Annotated in this window: 19 protein-coding genes; 9 read left to right on the top strand and 10 right to left on the bottom strand. The window is 62.5% G+C overall.

The window, feature by feature from the left end; all coding sequences use genetic code 11:
* Window positions 1-157 precede the first annotated feature (157 nt).
* Window positions 158-2,281, bottom strand: coding sequence for a carboxy terminal-processing peptidase (locus tag BVH01_RS06250; RefSeq protein ID WP_075929500.1), 2,124 nt, complete (start codon window positions 2,279-2,281; stop codon window positions 158-160).
* 95 nt (window positions 2,282-2,376) lie between these two features.
* On the opposite strand from BVH01_RS06250, the gene BVH01_RS06245 reads away from it, so the two are divergent.
* A complete protein-coding gene (locus BVH01_RS06245) occupies window positions 2,377-3,345 on the top strand; it encodes an NAD(P)H-quinone oxidoreductase (protein ID WP_075929499.1) in 969 nt (322 codons plus the stop codon).
* A 40-nt stretch (window positions 3,346-3,385) separates the two neighbouring features.
* Here the strand turns inward: BVH01_RS06245 and BVH01_RS06240 are convergent, their stop codons facing one another.
* Window positions 3,386-3,733 carry a helix-turn-helix domain-containing protein gene (locus BVH01_RS06240; protein WP_256562716.1) on the bottom strand — a complete coding sequence of 116 codons (348 nt, stop codon included), beginning with the start codon at window positions 3,731-3,733 and terminating at the stop codon, window positions 3,386-3,388.
* Window positions 3,734-4,030: 297 nt separating this feature from the next.
* On the opposite strand from BVH01_RS06240, the gene BVH01_RS06235 reads away from it, so the two are divergent.
* The 4 genes from BVH01_RS06235 to BVH01_RS06220 all read left to right on the top strand — a co-directional run bounded on the left by BVH01_RS06235 (window position 4,031) and on the right by BVH01_RS06220 (window position 8,945).
* Window positions 4,031-4,783 (top strand): SDR family oxidoreductase, encoded by a 753-nt coding sequence (locus tag BVH01_RS06235; RefSeq protein ID WP_256562715.1) that lies wholly within the window; start codon window positions 4,031-4,033, stop codon window positions 4,781-4,783.
* Window positions 4,784-4,997: 214 nt separating this feature from the next.
* Entirely contained in the window at window positions 4,998-6,122 is a 1,125-nt protein-coding gene (locus BVH01_RS06230) for a beta-ketoacyl-ACP synthase III (RefSeq protein ID WP_075929497.1), read from the top strand.
* A 261-nt stretch (window positions 6,123-6,383) separates the two neighbouring features.
* Entirely contained in the window at window positions 6,384-7,712 is a 1,329-nt protein-coding gene (locus BVH01_RS06225; protein ID WP_075929496.1) for an OprO/OprP family phosphate-selective porin, read from the top strand.
* A gap of 108 nt (window positions 7,713-7,820) precedes the next feature.
* Window positions 7,821-8,945, top strand: coding sequence for a GNAT family N-acetyltransferase (locus tag BVH01_RS06220; RefSeq protein ID WP_075929495.1), 1,125 nt, complete (start codon window positions 7,821-7,823; stop codon window positions 8,943-8,945).
* 48 nt (window positions 8,946-8,993) lie between these two features.
* Here the strand turns inward: BVH01_RS06220 and BVH01_RS06215 are convergent, their stop codons facing one another.
* The 5 genes from BVH01_RS06215 to BVH01_RS06195 form a co-directional block, all read right to left on the bottom strand.
* A complete protein-coding gene (locus BVH01_RS06215; protein WP_075929494.1) occupies window positions 8,994-9,257 on the bottom strand; it encodes a DUF2790 domain-containing protein in 264 nt (87 codons plus the stop codon).
* A 194-nt stretch (window positions 9,258-9,451) separates the two neighbouring features.
* Entirely contained in the window at window positions 9,452-11,287 is a 1,836-nt protein-coding gene (locus BVH01_RS06210) for an ABC transporter ATP-binding protein (RefSeq protein ID WP_075929493.1), read from the bottom strand.
* Between the two features lie 125 nt (window positions 11,288-11,412).
* Complete coding sequence (locus BVH01_RS06205; protein WP_075929492.1) at window positions 11,413-11,967, bottom strand: peptidylprolyl isomerase; 555 nt, start codon at window positions 11,965-11,967, stop codon at window positions 11,413-11,415.
* A gap of 5 nt (window positions 11,968-11,972) precedes the next feature.
* The gene (locus BVH01_RS06200; RefSeq protein WP_075929491.1) at window positions 11,973-12,785 is read right to left on the bottom strand and encodes an alpha/beta fold hydrolase; all 813 of its coding nucleotides are present in this window, start codon (window positions 12,783-12,785) and stop codon (window positions 11,973-11,975) included.
* 5 nt (window positions 12,786-12,790) lie between these two features.
* Window positions 12,791-13,717 carry a LysR family transcriptional regulator gene (locus BVH01_RS06195; RefSeq protein ID WP_075929490.1) on the bottom strand — a complete coding sequence of 309 codons (927 nt, stop codon included), beginning with the start codon at window positions 13,715-13,717 and terminating at the stop codon, window positions 12,791-12,793.
* A 74-nt stretch (window positions 13,718-13,791) separates the two neighbouring features.
* On the opposite strand from BVH01_RS06195, the gene BVH01_RS06190 reads away from it, so the two are divergent.
* The 3 genes from BVH01_RS06190 to rarD all read left to right on the top strand — a co-directional run bounded on the left by BVH01_RS06190 (window position 13,792) and on the right by rarD (window position 15,938).
* Window positions 13,792-14,106 (top strand): 3-phosphoglycerate kinase, encoded by a 315-nt coding sequence (locus BVH01_RS06190; protein ID WP_075929489.1) that lies wholly within the window; start codon window positions 13,792-13,794, stop codon window positions 14,104-14,106.
* A gap of 135 nt (window positions 14,107-14,241) precedes the next feature.
* The gene (locus BVH01_RS06185) at window positions 14,242-14,841 is read left to right on the top strand and encodes an FMN-dependent NADH-azoreductase (protein ID WP_075929488.1); all 600 of its coding nucleotides are present in this window, start codon (window positions 14,242-14,244) and stop codon (window positions 14,839-14,841) included.
* Window positions 14,842-15,035: 194 nt separating this feature from the next.
* Window positions 15,036-15,938 (top strand): EamA family transporter RarD, encoded by a 903-nt coding sequence (gene rarD / locus BVH01_RS06180; protein WP_075929487.1) that lies wholly within the window; start codon window positions 15,036-15,038, stop codon window positions 15,936-15,938.
* A gap of 12 nt (window positions 15,939-15,950) precedes the next feature.
* On the opposite strand, the gene BVH01_RS06175 is transcribed toward rarD, so the two are convergent.
* Window positions 15,951-16,586 carry a LysE family translocator gene (locus BVH01_RS06175; RefSeq protein WP_075929486.1) on the bottom strand — a complete coding sequence of 212 codons (636 nt, stop codon included), beginning with the start codon at window positions 16,584-16,586 and terminating at the stop codon, window positions 15,951-15,953.
* A gap of 316 nt (window positions 16,587-16,902) precedes the next feature.
* Here BVH01_RS06175 and BVH01_RS06170 point away from each other — a divergent pair, with 316 nt between their 5' ends.
* Window positions 16,903-18,252: a DEAD/DEAH box helicase gene (locus BVH01_RS06170; protein WP_075929485.1), complete on the top strand. Its 1,350-nt coding sequence runs from the start codon at window positions 16,903-16,905 to the stop codon at window positions 18,250-18,252.
* A gap of 38 nt (window positions 18,253-18,290) precedes the next feature.
* Here BVH01_RS06170 and BVH01_RS06165 read toward each other — a convergent pair whose 3' ends face one another.
* Window positions 18,291-18,527, bottom strand: coding sequence for a hypothetical protein (locus BVH01_RS06165; protein ID WP_075929484.1), 237 nt, complete (start codon window positions 18,525-18,527; stop codon window positions 18,291-18,293).
* Between the two features lie 56 nt (window positions 18,528-18,583).
* The gene (locus tag BVH01_RS24920; RefSeq protein WP_256562713.1) at window positions 18,584-18,715 is read right to left on the bottom strand and encodes a hypothetical protein; all 132 of its coding nucleotides are present in this window, start codon (window positions 18,713-18,715) and stop codon (window positions 18,584-18,586) included.
* Between the last annotated feature and the right edge of the window lie 72 nt (window positions 18,716-18,787).

Here is an 18,787-nt window from a genome sequence, read left to right as displayed (position 1 = left end):
TTTGACTACAGAATGATGACCGATTGATGAAGTGGGTCGGGCGTCAACAAAAAACCAATGCTTTTCTGACACGGTCTGCGTTGTCCCGGCAATCCGGGAAGGCCATAAAAAAGGGCGTCTCGGTGGAGACGCCCTTCGGCTTACTTCGGGCCAGCAATCACTGCTTGGCCAGGCGGGTGTTGAGCTTCAGGTAGTCGATCAGGATGTGTCCGGTTTCTGTCAGGTAGGCGTCGTCTTCCGGCTTGGTCTTCTTGTCTTCCTCGGCCTGCGCCAGCACGTCGTCTTCGTCTTCCTTCTTCAGCTCCTTGAGCGGCTCCTCGCCCTTGGCAACGCGACGAGCATTCTCGATCGCCAACTGGCGCTTCTCGATATCGGCTTGCTGGGCACGGCGCTTGGCTTCGTTGAGGCTGACGGTCTTCTCGGCCATCAGTTCGCGGGACAGGGCCAGGCGCTCGCGGGCGAAGTTGAAGTCCGGGTTATCCGCAGTGCGGCTGTCGTAACGGTTCTTCAGTTCGGTGAGGAACGGCTTGATCGGATCCAGCTCGGGCTTGATCGCCGGGCGGATGCTGTCCCATGGCATGGCCTCGGGCAGCGCGCTTTCGCCGATTTCCTTGTTGTCCATCACGTCGGGGTAGGAAATATCCGGCACCACGCCGCGGTGCTGGGTGCTCTGCCCGGATACGCGGTAGAACTTGGCCAGGGTCAGCTTCAGCTCGCCGTGGTTGAGCGGCTGGATGGTCTGTACGGTGCCCTTGCCGAAGGTCTGGCCACCAAGGATCAGCGCACGGTGGTAGTCCTGCATGGCACCGGCGAAGATCTCCGAAGCCGAGGCGGACAGACGGTTGACCAGCACGGCCATTGGCCCTTTGTAGAAGGCACCCTCCTGCTCATCGGCCAGCACGTCCACGCGGCCATCGCTGTTGCGCACCAGCACGGTAGGGCCTTTGTCGATGAACAGGCCGGTCAGTTCGGTGGCTTCCTGCAACGAGCCGCCGCCGTTGTTACGCAGGTCGATGACGATGCCGTCTACCTTCTCGGCCTGCAGTTCGGTGATCAGTTTCTTGACGTCGCGCGTGGTGCTCTTGTAGTCGGGATCACCCGCACGGAAGGCCTTGAAGTCCAGGTAGAAGGCCGGGATTTCGATCACGCCCAGCTTGTAGGAGCGGCCGTCCTGATCGACCTTGAGCACCGATTTCTTGGCGGCCTGCTCTTCGAGCTTGACCGCTTCACGGGTAATGCTCACCACCCGGCTGGTCATGTCATTCGGTGCGTTGCTGGCCGGGATCACTTCCAGGCGCACGCGCGAGCCTTTCGGGCCGCGGATCAGCTTGACCACTTCATCGAGACGCCAGCCGATCACGTCGACGATTTCGCCGTCGCCCTGGCCAACCCCGACGATCTTGTCGGCAGGCGAGATCTGCTTACTTTTCTCGGCTGGGCCGGCCGGTACCAGGCGCACCACCTTGACGTGTTCGTTGTCGCTCTGCAGCACGGCGCCGATGCCCTCGAGGGACAGGCTCATGTTGATGTCGAAGTTTTCCGCGCTGTCCGGCGACAGGTAGTTGGTGTGCGGATCGTAGGTCATGGCGAAGGCGTTGATATATGCCTGGAACACGTCTTCGCTGCGGGTCTGCTGCAGGCGCGCCTGCTGTGCCTTGTAGCGTTTGGTGAGCAGTTCCTGGATCGCCTTGGGTTCCTTGCCAGCGAGTTTCAGGCGCAGCACTTCGTCTTTCAGGCGCTTGCGCCACAGGTCGTCGAGTTCGGCGACGTCCTTGGCCCACGGGGCTTTCTCGCGGTCGACCAGCAGGCTTTCGTCAACGGTGAAGTCGATCTTGTCGACGCCCTTGGCCAGCAGGCCCTGCACGTAGTTCAGGCGGTCCTGCTGACGTTCGAGCTGGCGCTTGTAGATCGCGAAGCCGGGTTCCAGATCACCCTTTTTCAGGAAATCGTCGAACTTGTCCTTCCAGCGGTCGAATTCGGCGATGTCGCCGGCGGTGAAGTAGCTGCGCGCCGGGTCGAGCATTTTCAGGTAACCCTGATAGATCTTTTCCGAACGGGCGTCGTCCAACGGAGGCTTGCTGTAGTGATGGCGCTGCAGCAATTCGACCACGTTGAGGCTGGCGATCACCTGATCACGATCGGGCTGCAGGTACTCCCAAGAATCGGCTTTGGTGGTTTTGGCGGCGAGGGGCAAGGCGCCCAGCCCGAGTACAAGGGTCAGGGTGGCACTGATAAAGGATCGCTTCATGCTGATTCGACGTGGGGACAGTTGATAACGCATATTAGGCCGTCTTTGAGGGCGCCAGGTTCCATTGGCGCAATGCAAAGGCCCGTCACTCAGCGACGGGCCAGGTTCAAATGCACTATGGAGGCACCGTGAAAGCATTGCAAGGCGTTGAAGGGCAGGTGGAATGGGTCGATCGTCCCGCACCTGCCTGTGATGTAGGGGAAGTACGCATTCGCGTGGCGGCAGCGGGCCTGAACCGCGCCGACCTGTTGCAACTGGCCGGCAACTACCCGCCGCCGCCGGGTGCCAGCGATACGCTGGGCCTGGAATGTGCGGGCATCGTCAGTGAAGTGGGCGCCGGGTGCGATGACTGGCAGGTGGGTGATCGCGTCTGCGCATTGCTGGCTGGCGGCGGCGTGGCCGAAGAAGTGGTGGTCGATGCGCGCCATGTGCTGCCGGTGCCAGAAGGCCTGTCGCTGCACGAGGCGGCGGCGCTGCCGGAGGTGTACGCCACCGCCTGGCTCAACCTGTTCCAGCTGGCCGGCCTGAAGCCCGGTGAGAAGGTGCTGTTACACGCAGGTGCCAGTGGTGTTGGCTCGGCGGCCATCCAGCTGTGCAAGGCCTTCGGCAGCACCTGCTGGGTGACCGTCGGTTCGCAGGATCGCCTGGCCTACTGCGAAAGCCTGGGGGCCAGTGGCGGGGCGATTCGTGACAAGGACGGCCTGAACGTGACGGATGATTTCGGCCCGTTCGAAGTCATCCTCGACCCGGTCGGTGCCAGTTATGCCGCGTTGAATCTCAAGCTGCTGGCCCGCGACGGCCGTTGGGTGAACATCGGCCTGATGGGCGGGCGCAAGGCCGAGATCGACATGGCCCAGGTGCTTGGCAAGCGCATCCAGCTGATCGGCTCGACGCTGCGCAACCGCGACGATCTGTTCAAGGCCGAACTGCTGCGCGACCTGCGCCAGCACGTGTGGCCGCTGTTCAGCGAGGGGCGCCTCAAGCCGCAGCTGGCGCGCACCTTTGCGATTGCCGAGGCTCATGAGGCCTATTCGACCCTGGAAGGCAACCAGGTCAACGGCAAGCTGGTGCTGGTCATCGATGAAAGCCTGAGCTGACGTGCCGGCGGCCGTTCCCGGTTGAAGGGCGACGGCCGCCTCAGCGCTTCGCTTTGCGCTGGTCGAATGCGTCTCGGGCGCGCTCGATGGTGTCGAGATTATCCTGCGCCCAAATCCACACCCCGCAAGACGCCTCGCCTAGGTTCAGGCCCAGATCGGTCAGGCGATATTCCACCCGCGGTGGTACCTCGGCGTGCACCGTCCTGATCACCAGGCCTTCGCGCTCCATGTCGCGCAGTGTCTGCGTGAGCATCTTCTGACTGATACCGCCCACCTGTCGTTGCAGTTGCACAAAGCGCGTCTCGCCGTGCTCGGCGAGCACGTCGAGGATGATCATCGTCCATTTGTCAGCTACCCGGGCGATCACGCCGTTGACCAGTTCGGCCACGCGAGGCTCCAGCGGGGCAGTGGCTCTCAACTGCTCGCGCGTTTCTCGATGACGTTTTTCATCCGTGGACATGGCTTCACCATTCGATAGTTACCCTCAGGTGTGTATAGCACTTTCGGGTGCCTACTTTCGGCAGGTAAGTGGTCGTCATAAGCTGGCGTCGAATATCGAACCGACCATTCGTAAAAGGGACATGTTGGCTCGACCTTTTCGCATCCAGCGTGCTCCAACAGTTGGGATGCCAGATCGTCGCGAGTCACATGGCGCTCGTGCGTACCGAGCAACCAACCGAGAGGCATGACCATGAAAGCATCGGGTAATACTCTGTTGATCACCGGCGGTGGTTCTGGCATCGGCCGCGAGCTGGCGCTGCGTTTTCATGCGCTGGGCAATACCGTGATCGTCACCGGCCGTCATCTGGACACTCTGCAGGAAACCATCGCCGGGCGAGAAGGCATGCATGCCATGACCCTGGACGTGGCAGATGCAGAAGCGATTCGCGATTTTGCCAGGGAGATCACCAAGCGCTTCGCGAATCTCAATGGCGTGATCAACAACGCGGGCATCATGCACATCGACGATGTCGGTACCGAGTCGGACCTGGCCGACGCCGAGGCTCAGGTCATCACCAACCTCCTGGGCCCCATCCGCCTGAACAACGCGCTGGTCGAACACCTGAAACGCCAGGATGCGGGCGTCATCGTCAATGTTTCCTCGGGGCTGGCATTCGTGCCTCGGGCCGATGCGGCGGTGTACAGCGCCACCAAGGCGGCGATTCACATTTACAGTCAGTCGCTCCGGCATCAATTGGCGGGCAAGGTTCGGGTCATCGAACTGGCGCCGCCGGCAGTGCAGACCGAGCTTACGCCCGGACAGGCCACCCGTGAGGGATACATGCCGCTGGAGGCGTTCGTAGATGAAGTGATGGCGCTGTTCGCGAAGCAGCCGGTGGCGGACGAAATCATCGTCGAGCGTGCCCGCTTCCAGCGGCTGGCCGAGCGTGAAGGGCGGTCCGACGAGGCATTCCAGCGCATCAACGGTGGCGCCTGAGCCCGGCCAGGTCAGTAGCGGATTTCCCCGGCGCTTACCCGGCAAGCGCTGCTTTTTGTGGGCTGCAGCCCACCTGCCCGATGGGCGTGACCCTTTTGGCTGTGGCACACTTGGCCGCCTGTGAGCGCGGACAACGATACGGTCGACCACCTGCCGCGTCCTGGTGCCGCAGGCGGTCAGCCCGGCAATGGCCACAACAACAAGGGGAAGCAGCGTGCATAACGTCGTCATCAGCGGTACCGGCCTGTTTACGCCGGCCAACAGCATTTCCAACGACGAGTTGGTGGCGTCCTTCAATGCCTACGTGCAGCAATTCAACAGCGACAACGCCGACGCCATCGAGCGTGGCGAGGTCGAGGCGCTGAGCGAGTCGAACAGCGCCTTCATCGAAAAGGCTTCGGGCATCAAGAGCCGTTTCGTGATCGACAAGCAGGGCATTCTCGATCCGCAGCGTATGGTGCCTTTCATCCCTGAACGCAATAACGAGCAGTGGGGCATTCTCTGCGAGATGTCGGTGGCGGCGGCCAAAGAGGCGCTGGCTCGGGCCGGCAAGAGCGCTGCGGACATCGACGGCGTGATCGTCGCCTGCTCCAACCTGCAGCGCGCCTATCCTGCCGTAGCCATCGAAGTGCAAGCGGCGCTGGGCATTCAGGGCTTCGGCTTCGACATGAACGTGGCGTGCTCCTCGGCAACCTTCGGCATCCAGGCCGCGGCCAACAGCATTCAGCTCGGCCAGGCGCGGGCGATCCTGATGGTCAACCCGGAGATCTGCACCGGGCACCTGAATTTCCGCGACCGTGACAGCCACTTCATCTTTGGCGATGCGGCCACCGCAGTGGTGCTCGAGCGCGCCGACTTGGCCACCTCGGGCCATCAATTCGAGGTGGTCGGCACCAAGCTGCTGACCCAGTTCTCCAATAACATCCGCAACAACTTCGGTTTTCTCAATCGTGCCGCTGAAGACGGCGTTCAGACCTCCCGCGACAAGCTGTTCGTGCAGGAAGGGCGCAAGGTGTTCAAGGAAGTCTGCCCGATGGTCGCTGAGCTGATCGCCGCTCACCTGCAGGAAAACGGCCTGAATGTGGCGGACGTGAAACGCTTCTGGCTGCACCAGGCCAACCTCAACATGAACCAGCTGATTGCCCGCAAGCTCTTGGGGCGCGACCCGGAGGCCGACGAGGCACCGGTGATTCTCGATACCTACGCCAACACCAGTTCTGCCGGTTCGGTGATTGCCCTGCACAAGAATCAGGATGATCTGCCGTCAGGCTCGCTGGGCGTGCTGAGCTCCTTCGGTGCCGGTTATTCGATCGGTAGCGTGATTCTGCGCAAGCGCTGAGCGCATGAAGGCGGCATGCAAGGTGCCGCCTGCTTCACGTCCGCAACCCCTCTAGTACGCACTATGCAGCGGGTTCAGCTACTCGGCTGAGCGCTTCGCTGTCAAGCTTTATATTCAAAGCGACTAAAAAGTTCCCCTGTCACCAAATATTTATATATCAGCAACTGCGCTGAAATAAGTCGCCGCGAAGATTCCCCCAGCACGAACGAGCCCAAGGCTCGGGTGTTTTTCAGCACTTAAGTTCAATTAGGGGAATTCTCGATGATCCGTAAGCACTTCGCCGGTTTCGCAGCCAGCGCCCTGGCTCTGGCCGTTTCCGCCCAGGCTTTCGCCGGCACCGTCACCACCGACGGCGCTGACATCGTGGTCAAAACCAAGGGCGGCCTCGAGGTCGCTACCACCGACAAGGCATTCGGTTTCAAGATCGGTGGTCGTCTGCAGGCTGACTACAGCTCGTTCGACGGTATCTACACCCGTAACGGCGACAGCGCCGACGCGGCCTACTTCCGCCGTGCTTTCCTGGAATTTTCCGGTGTCGCCTTTACCGATTGGGCCTACACCCTGAACTACGACTTCTCGCACAACTCCGGTAGCTCGGACGACGGCTACTTCGACGAGGCGTCCATCGCCTACAACGGCTTCAAGCCGGTTTCCATCAAGGTCGGTCGCTTCGATCCCGAGTTCGGTCTGGAGAAGGCCACCAGCTCCAAGTGGGTAACTGCCCAGGAGCGTAACGCTTTCTACGACGTGATCGACTGGGCCAACGGCCACCAGAACGGCATGGGTATCCAGGCCTCCAGCACCATCGGTGATTCGGTCTACCTGTCCGGTGGTCTGTTCGCCAAGGACAACAACGACACCGATGGCGACAGCAACAAACAAGTCAACCTGCGCGGTGTATTCGCACCCCTGCACGACGCCGGCAACGTGCTGCACCTGGGCTTCAACGCCGCTCGCCGCGATGTATCCGACTCGGTGATCGATACACGCTTCCGTAGCCGCCTGGGCATGCGTGGCGTGGAAACCACCGGTGGTAACGACGCCGGCACCAACGGCAACCGCGTTGTATTCGCGGGCGCCAACAACACCGTCGCTGGCTCCTACGACGACGATACCGCCCTGGGTCTGGAGGCTGCCTGGGCAATGGGCCCGCTGTCGATCCAGGGTGAGTACATGAAGCGCAAGCTGAAATCTGACTCCTCTGCCTTCCAGGACATCAAAGCGGACGGTTATTACGTGCAGGCCGCCTACACCCTGACCGGCGAATCCCGTGGCTACAAGCTGGGCAAGTTCGACGCCATCAAGCCTGAGAACAAGCAGATCGGTGCGTGGGAAGTGTTCTATCGCTATGACAGCATCAATGTCGAAGACGACAACCTGGTGACCGCTTCCGCTACCCGTGATGTCGGTGACCTGGAAGCCAAAGTGCACAACCTGGGCGTCAACTGGTACGTGAACGAAGCGGTGAAAATCAGCGGCGTGTACGTCAGGGCCAATACCGAGAACGTTTACAACGCTTCTACCACAGGCGTCCGTACTGGCGACGACAGCGGCGACGGTTTCGTCTTCCGCGCCCAATACGCGTTCTAAGCAACACCTTTCAAACGTGGTGCTCCCTTGAACCCCGCTTCGGCGGGGTTTTTTATTGGCCGCCTGCTTGGCGATATAGTGTGCGCTGAATGCCCGCGGATATAACCGATGCCCGTTTACAGCCTGCACTCCCTCAAGGATCTCGCCGCCACTACCTGGGACGGCCTGCTCAGCGAACCCCAGCCATTCTTGCGCCACGCTTTTCTATCTACGCTCGAAGACAGCGGCAGCGTAGGTGGGCGTAGCGGCTGGCAGGCTGCCCATCAGGTACTGCTCGACGCCGATGGCCAGCCACTGGCGGCGTTGCCGGCCTATGTGAAGTACCACTCCCAGGGCGAGTACGTATTCGATCACGGCTGGGCCGATGCCTGTCGTCGTGCTGGAGTCGGCTATTACCCTAAACTCCTGGGCGCCATTCCCTTTTCTCCGGTGACGGGCCAGCGCCTGCTGGGCGCGCCCGAAGCGGCCGGGCAACTGCTCGATGGCATCACCGCGAGTCTCGAAGCGCAGGGGCTTTCTAGCCTGCACGTGAATTTCACCGATGCGGCGGGCGATGCGGTGATGCAGGGGCGTGACGGCTGGTTGCAGCGCCTGGGCTGCCAGTTCCACTGGCACAACCGCGGCTACCGGGACTTTCAGGATTTCCTCGATACCTTGAGTTCACGCAAGCGCAAGCAAATGCGCAAGGAGCGCGAGCAGGTGGCCGGGCAGGGCATCGCCTTCGACTGGCGTGAAGGACACCAGTTGAGCGAGGCGGAGTGGGATTTCGTTTATCACTGCTACGCCAACACCTACCATGTTCGCGGACAGCGGCCCTATCTGACCCGCGACTTCTTCAGCCTGCTGGCCGAGCGCATGCCCGAGGCGATTCGCGTGGTGTTGGCCTGCCGCGGTACGCAGCCAGTGGCCATGGCCTTCAGCCTGCAGGGCGGCGGCAGCCTGTATGGACGCTATTGGGGTTGCCTGGCCGAGTTCGACCGGCTGCACTTCGAAACCTGTTTCTACCAGGGCATGGAGCAGGCGATCACGCTCGGGCTGAAGCGTTTCGATGCGGGGGCTCAGGGTGAGCACAAGCTGATTCGTGGTTTCGAGCCAACCATCACCCATTCATGGCACTACCTGGTGCATGACGGGCTGCGCGATGCGGTGGCGGGCTTTCTCCAGGAGGAGCGGGTGGGGGTTCTGTCCTATGCCGAGCAGGCGCGGGAGCTATTGCCTTATCGGCAGGCCTGAACGATAGCGCTGCGCGCTGCAGTTGCCCGCAGCGCGGCACGCACCGGGTCAACCATCGTAACGGCCGCCCCACTCGAGAAAGCGCATCTTGTGGGTTTCGCCCTGGCTGTCGGTGTAGACCATGATCACCGGCACCACGCCTCGCTTGTCGGAAACGTCGGTGCGGTACAGCACTTTCTGTACGTCGACCTTCATGCCGTAGTGGTATTCCTCGGTCGGCAGGCCGGCACCGGGCTTGGCCTGGATGTCAGCGGCGAACACGGCCGGAGCGAGACTGGAAAGCAGAGCGGTGACAGCGGTTGCAACTTTCATGGTGGAGTCCTCGATGTTCGATTGCCGGCAACCGGATCGACCTATTCGATTTGGTTGCCTGGTGGACTCATATGACCAGCAAAGGCGAAGCGGCGGAAATTGATGGTCTCGTTAGTAGATATCATGGAAAATGATATTGTTAGCAAGCTAACTAGTTGCTCGGTCGCAGGCCGCTGAGCCTACCCGTGTCGGCGTCAATCGACGCCGACGAAACCACCAGTCTGATGCTGCCAGAGGCGCGCATACAGGCCGCCGCGCTCGATCAGCTCGGCGTGGGTGCCGGTCTCGATGATCCGGCCCCTGTCGATCACCACCAGGCGATCCATACGCGCGATGGTCGACAGGCGATGGGCAATGGCAATCACCGTCTTGCCGTCCATGAGGTCGTCGAGGCTTTCCTGAATCGCCGCCTCGACTTCCGAATCCAGCGCCGAGGTGGCTTCGTCGAGCACCAGGATCGGCGCGTCCTTGAGCAAGACGCGAGCGATGGCGATGCGCTGGCGCTGGCCGCCGGAGAGCTTGACGCCGCGCTCGCCGACCTGGGCATCGAAGCCGGTGCCGCCCTGGCCATCGTCCAGCGTGGCGATGAAACCCTCGGCGCGGGCCTTGCGGGCCGCGGCCCAAAGTTGTTCGTCGTTGGCCTCGGGGCGGCCATAGCGCAGGTTGTCACGGATCGAGCGGTGCAGCAGGGAAGTATCCTGGGTAACCACGCCGATATTGGCACGCAGGGTTTCCTGGCTGACCTCGGCGATGTTCTGGCCGTCGACGAGGATGCGTCCGCTCTCCAGGTCGTAGAGGCGCAGCAGCAGGTTGACCAGGGTCGACTTGCCCGCGCCGGACGGGCCGACCAGGCCGATTTTCTCGCCCGGACGGATATCCAGGGCCAGGCCGCTGATCACGCCGCCCTTCTTGCCGTAATGAAAGTGCACGTCGTCGAAGCGCACGCCGCCTTGTTGCACCTGCAGCGGTTTGGCGTCCTCGCGGTCGAGCACGTGGCGCGGCTGGACGATGGTCTGCATACCGTCCTGCACGGTGCCGACGTTCTCGAAAATGCCGTTGACCACCCACATGATCCATTCGGCCATGTTGTTGATGCGGATCACCAGACCCAGCGCCAGGGCGATGGCGCCGGTGCTGATCAGCGACTCGCTCCACAGCCACAGGGCCAGGGCGCCGGTACCGACGATCAGCAGACCGTTCATGCAGGTGATCAGGAAGTCCAGGCTGGTGATGGTGCGCGACTGCAGGCGGAACTTGTCGAGCAGTTCCTGCATGGCCTCGCGGGCGTAGCTTTCCTCTTCTCGGGAATGGGCGAACAGCTTGAGCGTGGCGACGTTGCTGTAGCCGTCGACCACCCGGCCCATGACCTTGGAGCGCGCCGCCGAAGCAGCTGCCGAACGCTCCTTGATGCGCGGCACGAAGTACCAGAGCGCGGCGCTGTAGCCGATGATCCACAGCGTCAATGGCACGATCAAACGCAGGTCGGCGGCGGCGAACAGGTAAAGCGCGCTGCCGGCGTAGACCACCACGTGCCACAGCGCGTCGATCACCTGCATGGCCGAATCGCGTAGCGACGGGCCGGTCTGCATCACGCGCTGGGCGATGCGCCCGGCGAAATCGTTCTGGAAGAAATTCAGGCTCTGCTTGAGTACATAGCGGTGGTTCTGCCAGCGGATCAGGTTGGTCAGCCCCGGGTTGATCGCCTGGTGGGTGAGCAGGTTGTGCAGGCCGAACACCAGCGGCCTGATGATCAGGGCCACCAGCGCCATCCACAGCAGCTCGCCCTGGTGTTCGGCGAAGAAGGTGCGGGCGTCGGCGGTGCTCTGGGCCATGTCGATCAACTGGCCGAGGAAGCTGAATAACGCCACTTCGATCACAGCGGCGAAAAAGCCGATCACCAGGACGGCGAGCATCAGCGGCCAAACCTGTTTCAGGTAATGGGCGTAGAAACGCAGCATGCCGCTGGGCGGCGCCACATCAGGGCTGGGCTTGAAGACGTCGATCAGGCTTTCGAAGCGGCGAAACAACATGAGGTGCAGTCTGCTCTGGCGAGTGATGGGGGCGAGTCAAGGAGGCTGCCGAGGGGCAGAAGCGCAGGGCGCTGAGGTAGACCCACGCGCTCAAGCGCGCAGGTTACCGGGGGAGGGTAGCAGTATCAGAGGCGCTTGGCGTCGAGAATCACCACCGGATCGACCGGAACGTTCTGCTGGCCGGCGCGATTGGCGGTGCGCACCTGAGCGATGCGGTCGACCACCTCCATGCCGCGGGTCACCTTGCCGAACACCGCGTAGCCGAAGTCGCGCGAGCCGTGGTCGAGAAAGGCATTATCGGCGTGGTTGATGAAGAACTGGCTGGTGGCCGAATCGCGTACCTGGGTACGGGCCATGGCCAGGGTGCCGCGCACGTTGTGCAGGCCGTTGTCGGCTTCGTTCTTGATTGGCGCCTTGGTCTGCTTCTGACGCATGCTCTCGTCAAAGCCCCCGCCCTGGACCATGAAGCCTGGAATCACTCGGTGAAACACGGTGCCTTTGTAGAAGCCGCTGTCCACGTAGGCGAGGAAGTTCTGGGTGCTGATCGGCGCTTTCTGCTCGTCGAGCTGCACCTCGATCTCGCCCAGGCTGGTGGTCAGCAGAACGGTGGGGTTTTCTGCGGCCATCAGGTGGGCGGTGAACAGCAGCGAGCAGGCGGTGAGGGCGAGTTTCTTCAGCATTGGGTCTAATCCTTGGATGAGGTGGCGGCAGTGTTTTCGACTTCCCGCACAAAGGCAAGCAAGCTGCGGTTGAAGTGTTCAGGCTGGTCGAGCGGTGTGGCATGGCGTGAGTCTCTGATCACCAGCAGGCGGGCGTCGGGCAGTTCGTCGACATAAGCCTGCTTGAGCGCGATGGGCGTGTAGTCGCGGTCGGCGCTGATCACCAGGGTAGGACAGGTGATCAGCGCCAGACGTTCACGTACGCCCCAGCCGATGATGGCGTCGAGGCTGGCCAGGTACGCGCGTTTGTCGTTGCGAGGCCAACGCTCTTCGACCTTGCGGCGCAGTTCGGCCTGTTCCGGTTTTGGAAACAGCAGTCGTGCCAGGGCCCTGGCGGTAGCGTCCAGACTCAGCACCCGGGCCAGCGTCCAGCGCTTGGCGATCTGCAGGTAGTCGCTGGGTTTTTTCGCTTTAACCTCAGGAGCACTGTTGACGACGGTCAGGCTGCGCAGCAACTGTGGATGATCGACCCCCAGCTGGAAGCCGATCATGCCGCCCATGGAAATGCCGACCAGGTGCACCGGAGCTAGCTGCAGATGGTCGATCAGCGCCGCAGCGTCGTCTGCGAAGTCGGCGATGCGGTAGCGCTGGCGCGGTTTGTCGGAGCGGCCGTGGCCGCGTACGTCCAGGGCGATCACCCGGTAATGAGCAGCTAGGGCAGGAATTTGCAGCTCCCAATCCAGAGCGCTGGAGCCCAGGCCGTGGATCAGCAGTACCGGTGTGCCCTGGCCATGCTCTTCATAGAAAAGCCGGCAGCCGCGATGCGTGAAGTAGGCCATTGGATTCAGTCTTGCGAAGCAGGTGCGCCGAACGCGGCGTTGAGCGGCGCGGCATCGAAACGCTGGATAAGGTCGGTAAGGATCTGTGTGGCCGGGCCCAGGGCCTTGTCCTTGCTGGCGTAGAGAAAGAACACTGGCTTGCGGCTGCCGCCCTTGTCCAGCGGCAGGGGCTTGAGCAGACCATCCTTGAGTTCGCGTTCGATCATGTGGCGTGGCAGCCAGGCGAACCCCAGCCCACTGCCGACGAAGGTCGCCGCAGTGGCCAGACTGCCCACCGTCCAGCGCTGCTCGGCACCCAGCCAGCCGACGTCGCGGGGCTGGTGGCGTCCGGAGTCGCGAATCACCACCTGCATCTGGGTTTCCAGATCCTGAAAATTGATTTCGCGTTCCAGGCGATGCAGGGAGTGATCGGGATGGGCCACGGCGATGAATTCCACCGGGCTCATTTCCGAGCCGAGAAAACCGGGGATGTTGTAGGCGCTGATCGCGAGATCGGCGACGCCTTCCTTGAGCACTTCCTCGACGCCGGACAGCACTTCTTCGCGCAGGCGCACCCGGCAGCCGCGGCTTTGTGGCATGAAAGCGGTCAGCGCTCGCACCAGGCGCGCGCTGGGGTAGGCGGCGTCGACCACCAGGCGCACCTCGGCCTCCCAACCCTGTTCCATGTGGTGCGCCAGGTCTTCGAGCTGGCTGGCCTGCTTGACCAGTTGCCGGGAGCGGCGCAGCAGCACGTCACCGGCTTCGGTGAGCACCGCCTTGCGGCCATCGATGCGCAGCAGCGGCACACCCAATTGCTCCTGCATGCGCGCCACCGTATAGCTGACCGACGATTGCGAGCGATGCAGCACCTCGGCCGCCTGGGCGAAGCCGCCGTGATCGACCACGGCCTGCAAGGTTCGCCATTGATCGAGGGTTACGCGTGGAGCCTTCATTTGATCTCCTTCACCAGCGGCTGTGCATGGACAGGCTGTGGTTCTAAACTGGGGGCTGACCTTGGAGGCTGGCCATGAAAAAACTTTGTTGCGCGCTGATCGCCTGCTTGCCACTGGCGGTGCAGGCTTATCCCATCGAACTGGAAAAACAGTTCAATGGCGCCGAGATATCGGCCAGCACCCAGGAAATCGATCACAACATGGCCGCCGTGCGGGTGCAGAACTATGGTCAGCAGGCCGCTTCCTGCAAGGCGGTATTTCGCAATGGCCCCGAGGCGCCACGTACCCGCAGCGTGAACCTGGCGGCCGGGCAGAGCGGCAATCTCACGGTGAAATTCGCCCGTAGCATCATTCGCCTGCGGGTTCAGCTCAACTGCGAGCCTCAATAACTTACCCAGCCTATGAGCAGGCGTGGAACAAATCAACTTCATCGATAGTTAGAGGCGGATAATTACGCTTTTTCATCGGATACCAGCTTACTACCCTCGCGACCATCGTTTAACTGCCTTCGATGGAGCGAGCTCATGGCCCAGTTACTGGTGATCGACAGCAGCATACGGCAGCAGGATTCGGTGTCGCGGCAGCTCACCGAGCGCTTCGTGGCCTGCTGGCGCGAGCGCCATGCCGCCGACCGCATCTGTCGACGGGATCTGGCTGCCGAACCGCCTCCCCATCTGGACGGCGCCTTGCTTGGCGCCTGGACAGGCCCCGCCGCGCAGCACGGCAAGGCCGAGCGTGATGCCCTGCAGCGTGCCAATGCACTGACCGACGAGCTGCTGGCCGCCGATGTGCTGGTGCTGGCGGTGCCGATGTACAACTTCAGCATTCCCGGCACGCTAAAGGCCTGGTTCGACCATGTGCTGCGCGCCGGCGTGACCTTTCGTTATGGCGAGAATGGCCCCCAGGGCCTGCTGCACGGCAAGCGTGCCTTCGTGCTATGCACGCGCGGCGGTATCTACGCTGGCGGCAATCAGGATTTCCAGGAGCCCTATCTTCGCCAGTTGCTGGCCTTCGTCGGCATTCATGACGTCACCGTCATCCTTGCCGAAGGTCTCAACCTGGGCGAAGCGTTCATGGCGCGTGGCATCCAGGCTGCCCAGCAGCGGATTGCCGAACTCGTCTGATCGTCATCGCGCCATGCCTGGTTTTCAGGGCAGGTCGCTGCCGCGGATTGTCTGCCGGACGGCGAACCGTTATGGTGCGCCGCCCGTTCACGCAGCGACGCTCGCCTATCTGCGCGCGCCGTCGCCGCCGCAACTGCGCGGCTGCCTGATAGGCTGAACCGTTAGGGCGACTTTCCTATTCCTCGAGGTGCGCGATGACGCTTTCCGGACCCGGCGTGCTGTTCTCTGTCAGCGCCTCGATCCTGTTCGCCCTGATTCCCGGCTACGTGCAAATGCTCACGCCGCTGGATGGTTTCCAGGTGTTCGCCCAGCGCGTGCTCTGGTCGATCCCGGCGGTGCTGTTGCTGCTCACCCTGCTGCGTCAGTGGCCGTTGTTGCTCGGCGCGCTGCAGCGCCTGCGTCGCGAGCCGTTGCTGCTGGCGGCGCTGCCAGTCGCCGCGGCGCTGATCGGCCTGCAGTGGTTCCTGTTCGTGTGGGCACCGCTGACCGGGCACATGCTCGATGTTTCCCTGGGCTATTTCCTGCTGCCGCTGGCCATGGTGCTGGCCGGCCGGGTGTTCTACGGCGAACGCCTGCGTCCGCTGCAGCGGCTCGCCGTAGCCTGCGCCTTTGCCGGGGTGCTGCACGAGCTGTGGCAATCCCAGGCGTTTTCCTGGGTCACGCTGGTCACCGCCCTGGGCTATCCGCCATATTTCATGCTGCGTCGCTGGATGCGCCTGGATGCTTTGCCGGGCCTGGTGTTGGAGATGCTGGTAATGGCGCCCCTGGCCATCTGGCTGATTCTCTACTGGGCGCCGGCGGGCATGTTTGCCGAGCATCCGCGCCTGTGGTGGCTGGTGCCGGGCATGGCGCTGCTGGGCACCATCGCCCTGGCGGCGATGATGGCCTCGTCGCGCCTGCTGCCACTGGGCCTGTTCGGCATTCTCAGCTATGTGGAGCCAGTGCTGCTGTTCACTGTCAGCCTGCTGTTCTTGGGCGAGCAATTCGATCCGGACCAATTCCTGACGTACCTGCCGATCTGGGTGGCGGTGGTGCTGGTGGGCTGGGACAGCGGGCGCCTGCTGATCAAGCAGCGGCGCATGCAGACGGCCGCCTGAGGCGACGGTTGGTCAGCGTCGCCCTTCGAGCGCCATGCGCACTGCCAGGGTCGCCAGCACGGTGCCCATCAGCCAGCGTTGCACGCTTTGCCACCTCGGCCTGGCGATGAAGAACGCCGCGATGGAGCCTGCTGTAAAGACGATCAGCGCATTGACGCTCACGCTGATGAAAATCTGCGTGAAGCCCAGCACCAGCGACTGTGCCAGTACGCTGCCGTGTTCGGGTGGGGCTATGAATTGTGGCAGCAGTGACAGGTACATGACCGCGATCTTGGGATTGAGCAGGTTGGTCAGCAATCCCATCGTGAACAGTTTGCGCGGGCTGTCTTTTGCCAGGTCGCGTAGCTGGAATGGCGAGCGTCCGCCGGGCCTGACCGTCTGCCAGGCCAGATAGAGCAGGTACGCCGCGCCGCCAATCCTCACCGCATCGTAGGCATAGGGAACGGTCAGCAGCAGAGCGGTGATACCCAGCGCCGCGCACAACATGTAGAAGACGAAGCCGAGCGCCACGCCGCCCAGGCAAACCAGCCCGGCCACCGGCCCCTGACAGATCGACCGTGAGACCAGATAAACCATGTTGGGGCCTGGCGTCAGCACCATGCCGAGGGAAATCAGCGCGTAGGCCAGCAGGTTGGACAGTTCGGGCATGAGCGCCTCCTGGAGTCTCATTCGCGGCCGCGAGCGCGGCCCGCTCCTGCGGGTGCAGAAGGTAAGGCGCATGTTAGGGCGTTGAGGACCGCGCGGTTAGTGACAGATCGCCGAGCAAAACGCCATACACCGCCGCGTCTGCGCTGTTCAAGCAGGTACCGGCCGATGGCGTGGTGCCGTGCAGAGATCGCTGGTTTTTCGCAAAGGCTACTGGGCGGCGAGCTTTTCAAGCGGTTGCGCAGAGAAAGCGTTCGGCCCCGAGGCACGAACGCGGTAACCTATGCGGCTGATTTAGCATTTGCATCGAGGTTGCCCCGTGTTTGCCCAATTTGCCCTGCATGAACGCCTGCTCAAAGCCGTCGCCGAGCTCAACTTCACCGAGCCGACCCCGGTGCAGGCCGCTGCGATCCCCCCGGCGCTGGAGGGCAAGGACCTGCGGGTGATCGCCCAGACCGGTAGCGGCAAGACCGCCGCCTTCGTACTGCCCATGCTCAACCGCCTGCTTGGCGACGGCAGCTCCAAGGCGCGGGTCAGCGTGCGTGCGCTGATCCTGCTGCCGACCCGCGAGCTGGCCCAGCAGACGCTCAAGGAAGTCGAGCGCTTCGCCCAGTACACCTTCATCAAGGCCGGGCTGATCACCGGCGGCGAAGACTTCAAGGTGCAAGCCGCCATGCTGCGCAAGATCGATATCGTCATCGGCACGCCGGGGCGCCTGATCGAGCACGCCAATGCCGGCAACCTGCTGTTCGAAGACGTCGAGGTGCTGGTGCTCGATGAGGCCGACCGCATGCTCGACATGGGCTTTGCCGAAGACGTGCAGCGCCTGGCCGAACTGTGCGACCGCGAGCATCAGACCCTGCTGTTCTCCGCTACCGGCGGTGGCGCCGGCCTGCGCGAAGTGGTCGCCAAAGTGCTGCGCGAGCCCACGCACCTGCAGCTCAACCGCGTCAGCGAACTGGCCGAGGGCACCCGCCAGCAGATCATCACCGCCGACCACAACTATCACAAGGAACAGCTGGTCGAGTGGTTGCTGAGCAACGAGACCTACGACAAGGCGATCATCTTCACCAATACCCGCGCCCAGGCCGACCGCCTGTACGGCAAGCTGGTGGCCAAGGAATTCAAGACCTTCGTGCTGCACGGCGAGAAGGATCAGAAGGATCGCAAACTGGCCATCGACCGCCTGCGTCAGGGCGCCGTCAAGGTGCTGGTCGCCACCGACGTGGCGGCTCGCGGCCTGGATGTCGAGGGCCTGGATCTGGTGATCAACTTCGACATGCCGCGCTCCGGTGACGAATACGTGCACCGCGTCGGGCGTACCGGTCGAGCTGGCGCCGAAGGCCTGGCCATCTCGCTGATCACCCACAACGACTGGAACCTGATGTCGAGCATCGAGCGCTATCTCAAGCAGCGTTTCGAGAAACGTACCGTCAAGGAGCTCAAGGGCAGCTACCAGGGACCGAAGAACCTCAAGGCGTCCGGCAAGGCCGCTGGCACCAAGAAGAAAAAGGTCGACCCGAAAACCGGCAAGAAGATCGCCAAGAAACCCGCGGCGAAAACCCCGGCCAAGCGCAACACGGTGAACAAGCCGAAGAACGATGCAGGACTGGTCAGCCAGGACGGCCTGGCGCCGCTCAAGCGCAAGGCGCCGTCGACCGACGCCTGATGATTGCTTCGGTCACCGGCAGCTATTGCCGGTGACCCTCACTGCACCTGTTCCTCGACCTCACCGCCGATCTCTTCGAGCTCCTGCAGACGCTGGTCGTAAGCATCGCAATCGGTGGCGTGCTGGCCGCTGCTTTCGGGCTGCGCCTGCTTGAGCTCCTGACGCAGCACCGCGGCCCGCTGTGGGTCGCGCTGGGTAATTTCTTCGATCTTGGCCGCCAGCTCCTGGGCCTTGGCGGTCGCTTCGTCGGCCGTACAAGCCTGCGCCTGGCCCATGCCGTAACAGGCCGTTGAAAAACTACCTACGTCGCCATTGCTGCGTTAAAAACAGCCTAAAAATGCTCATTTACAGCAAGTAAACTGCGCTTTTTCGGCTGTTTTTGCCTTGCACTGGCTTCCTCGCCTACATTTTTCAACGGCCTGTAAAAGGTCAGGCCGCAAAGCGGCGCGATGTGCTTGATCATGCTCGAATCCTCACACTTTGCAGGGTCATGTCCGAGCGGTTGAGTGCCTGCCAGCGCTGAAGGTTCAGGGCT

The sequence above is a fragment of the Pseudomonas sp. PA1(2017) genome, from assembly GCF_001945375.1.
GTDB lineage: Bacteria > Pseudomonadota > Gammaproteobacteria > Pseudomonadales > Pseudomonadaceae > Aquipseudomonas.
This window is presented reverse-complemented; position numbering and strand designations above follow the sequence as displayed.

What these genes read in the sequence shown, in the direction of transcription:
- BVH01_RS06200 (WP_075929491.1), bottom strand. Translation starts at nt 12,785, where the DNA reads ATGGCCTACTTCACGCATCGCGGCTGCCGGCTTTTCTATGAAGAGCAT.
- BVH01_RS06165 (WP_075929484.1), bottom strand. Translation starts at nt 18,527, where the DNA reads ATGGGCCAGGCGCAGGCTTGTACGGCCGACGAAGCGACCGCCAAGGCC.
- BVH01_RS24920 (WP_256562713.1), bottom strand. Translation starts at nt 18,715, where the DNA reads ATGATCAAGCACATCGCGCCGCTTTGCGGCCTGACCTTTTACAGGCCG.
- BVH01_RS06235 (WP_256562715.1), top strand. Translation starts at nt 4,031, where the DNA reads ATGACCATGAAAGCATCGGGTAATACTCTGTTGATCACCGGCGGTGGT.
- rarD (WP_075929487.1), top strand. Translation starts at nt 15,036, where the DNA reads ATGACGCTTTCCGGACCCGGCGTGCTGTTCTCTGTCAGCGCCTCGATC.
- BVH01_RS06195 (WP_075929490.1), bottom strand. Translation starts at nt 13,717, where the DNA reads ATGAAGGCTCCACGCGTAACCCTCGATCAATGGCGAACCTTGCAGGCC.
- BVH01_RS06185 (WP_075929488.1), top strand. Translation starts at nt 14,242, where the DNA reads ATGGCCCAGTTACTGGTGATCGACAGCAGCATACGGCAGCAGGATTCG.
- BVH01_RS06215 (WP_075929494.1), bottom strand. Translation starts at nt 9,257, where the DNA reads ATGAAAGTTGCAACCGCTGTCACCGCTCTGCTTTCCAGTCTCGCTCCG.
- BVH01_RS06250 (WP_075929500.1), bottom strand. Translation starts at nt 2,281, where the DNA reads ATGCGTTATCAACTGTCCCCACGTCGAATCAGCATGAAGCGATCCTTT.
- BVH01_RS06225 (WP_075929496.1), top strand. Translation starts at nt 6,384, where the DNA reads ATGATCCGTAAGCACTTCGCCGGTTTCGCAGCCAGCGCCCTGGCTCTG.
- BVH01_RS06175 (WP_075929486.1), bottom strand. Translation starts at nt 16,586, where the DNA reads ATGCCCGAACTGTCCAACCTGCTGGCCTACGCGCTGATTTCCCTCGGC.
- BVH01_RS06205 (WP_075929492.1), bottom strand. Translation starts at nt 11,967, where the DNA reads ATGCTGAAGAAACTCGCCCTCACCGCCTGCTCGCTGCTGTTCACCGCC.
- BVH01_RS06210 (WP_075929493.1), bottom strand. Translation starts at nt 11,287, where the DNA reads ATGTTGTTTCGCCGCTTCGAAAGCCTGATCGACGTCTTCAAGCCCAGC.
- BVH01_RS06220 (WP_075929495.1), top strand. Translation starts at nt 7,821, where the DNA reads ATGCCCGTTTACAGCCTGCACTCCCTCAAGGATCTCGCCGCCACTACC.
- BVH01_RS06190 (WP_075929489.1), top strand. Translation starts at nt 13,792, where the DNA reads ATGAAAAAACTTTGTTGCGCGCTGATCGCCTGCTTGCCACTGGCGGTG.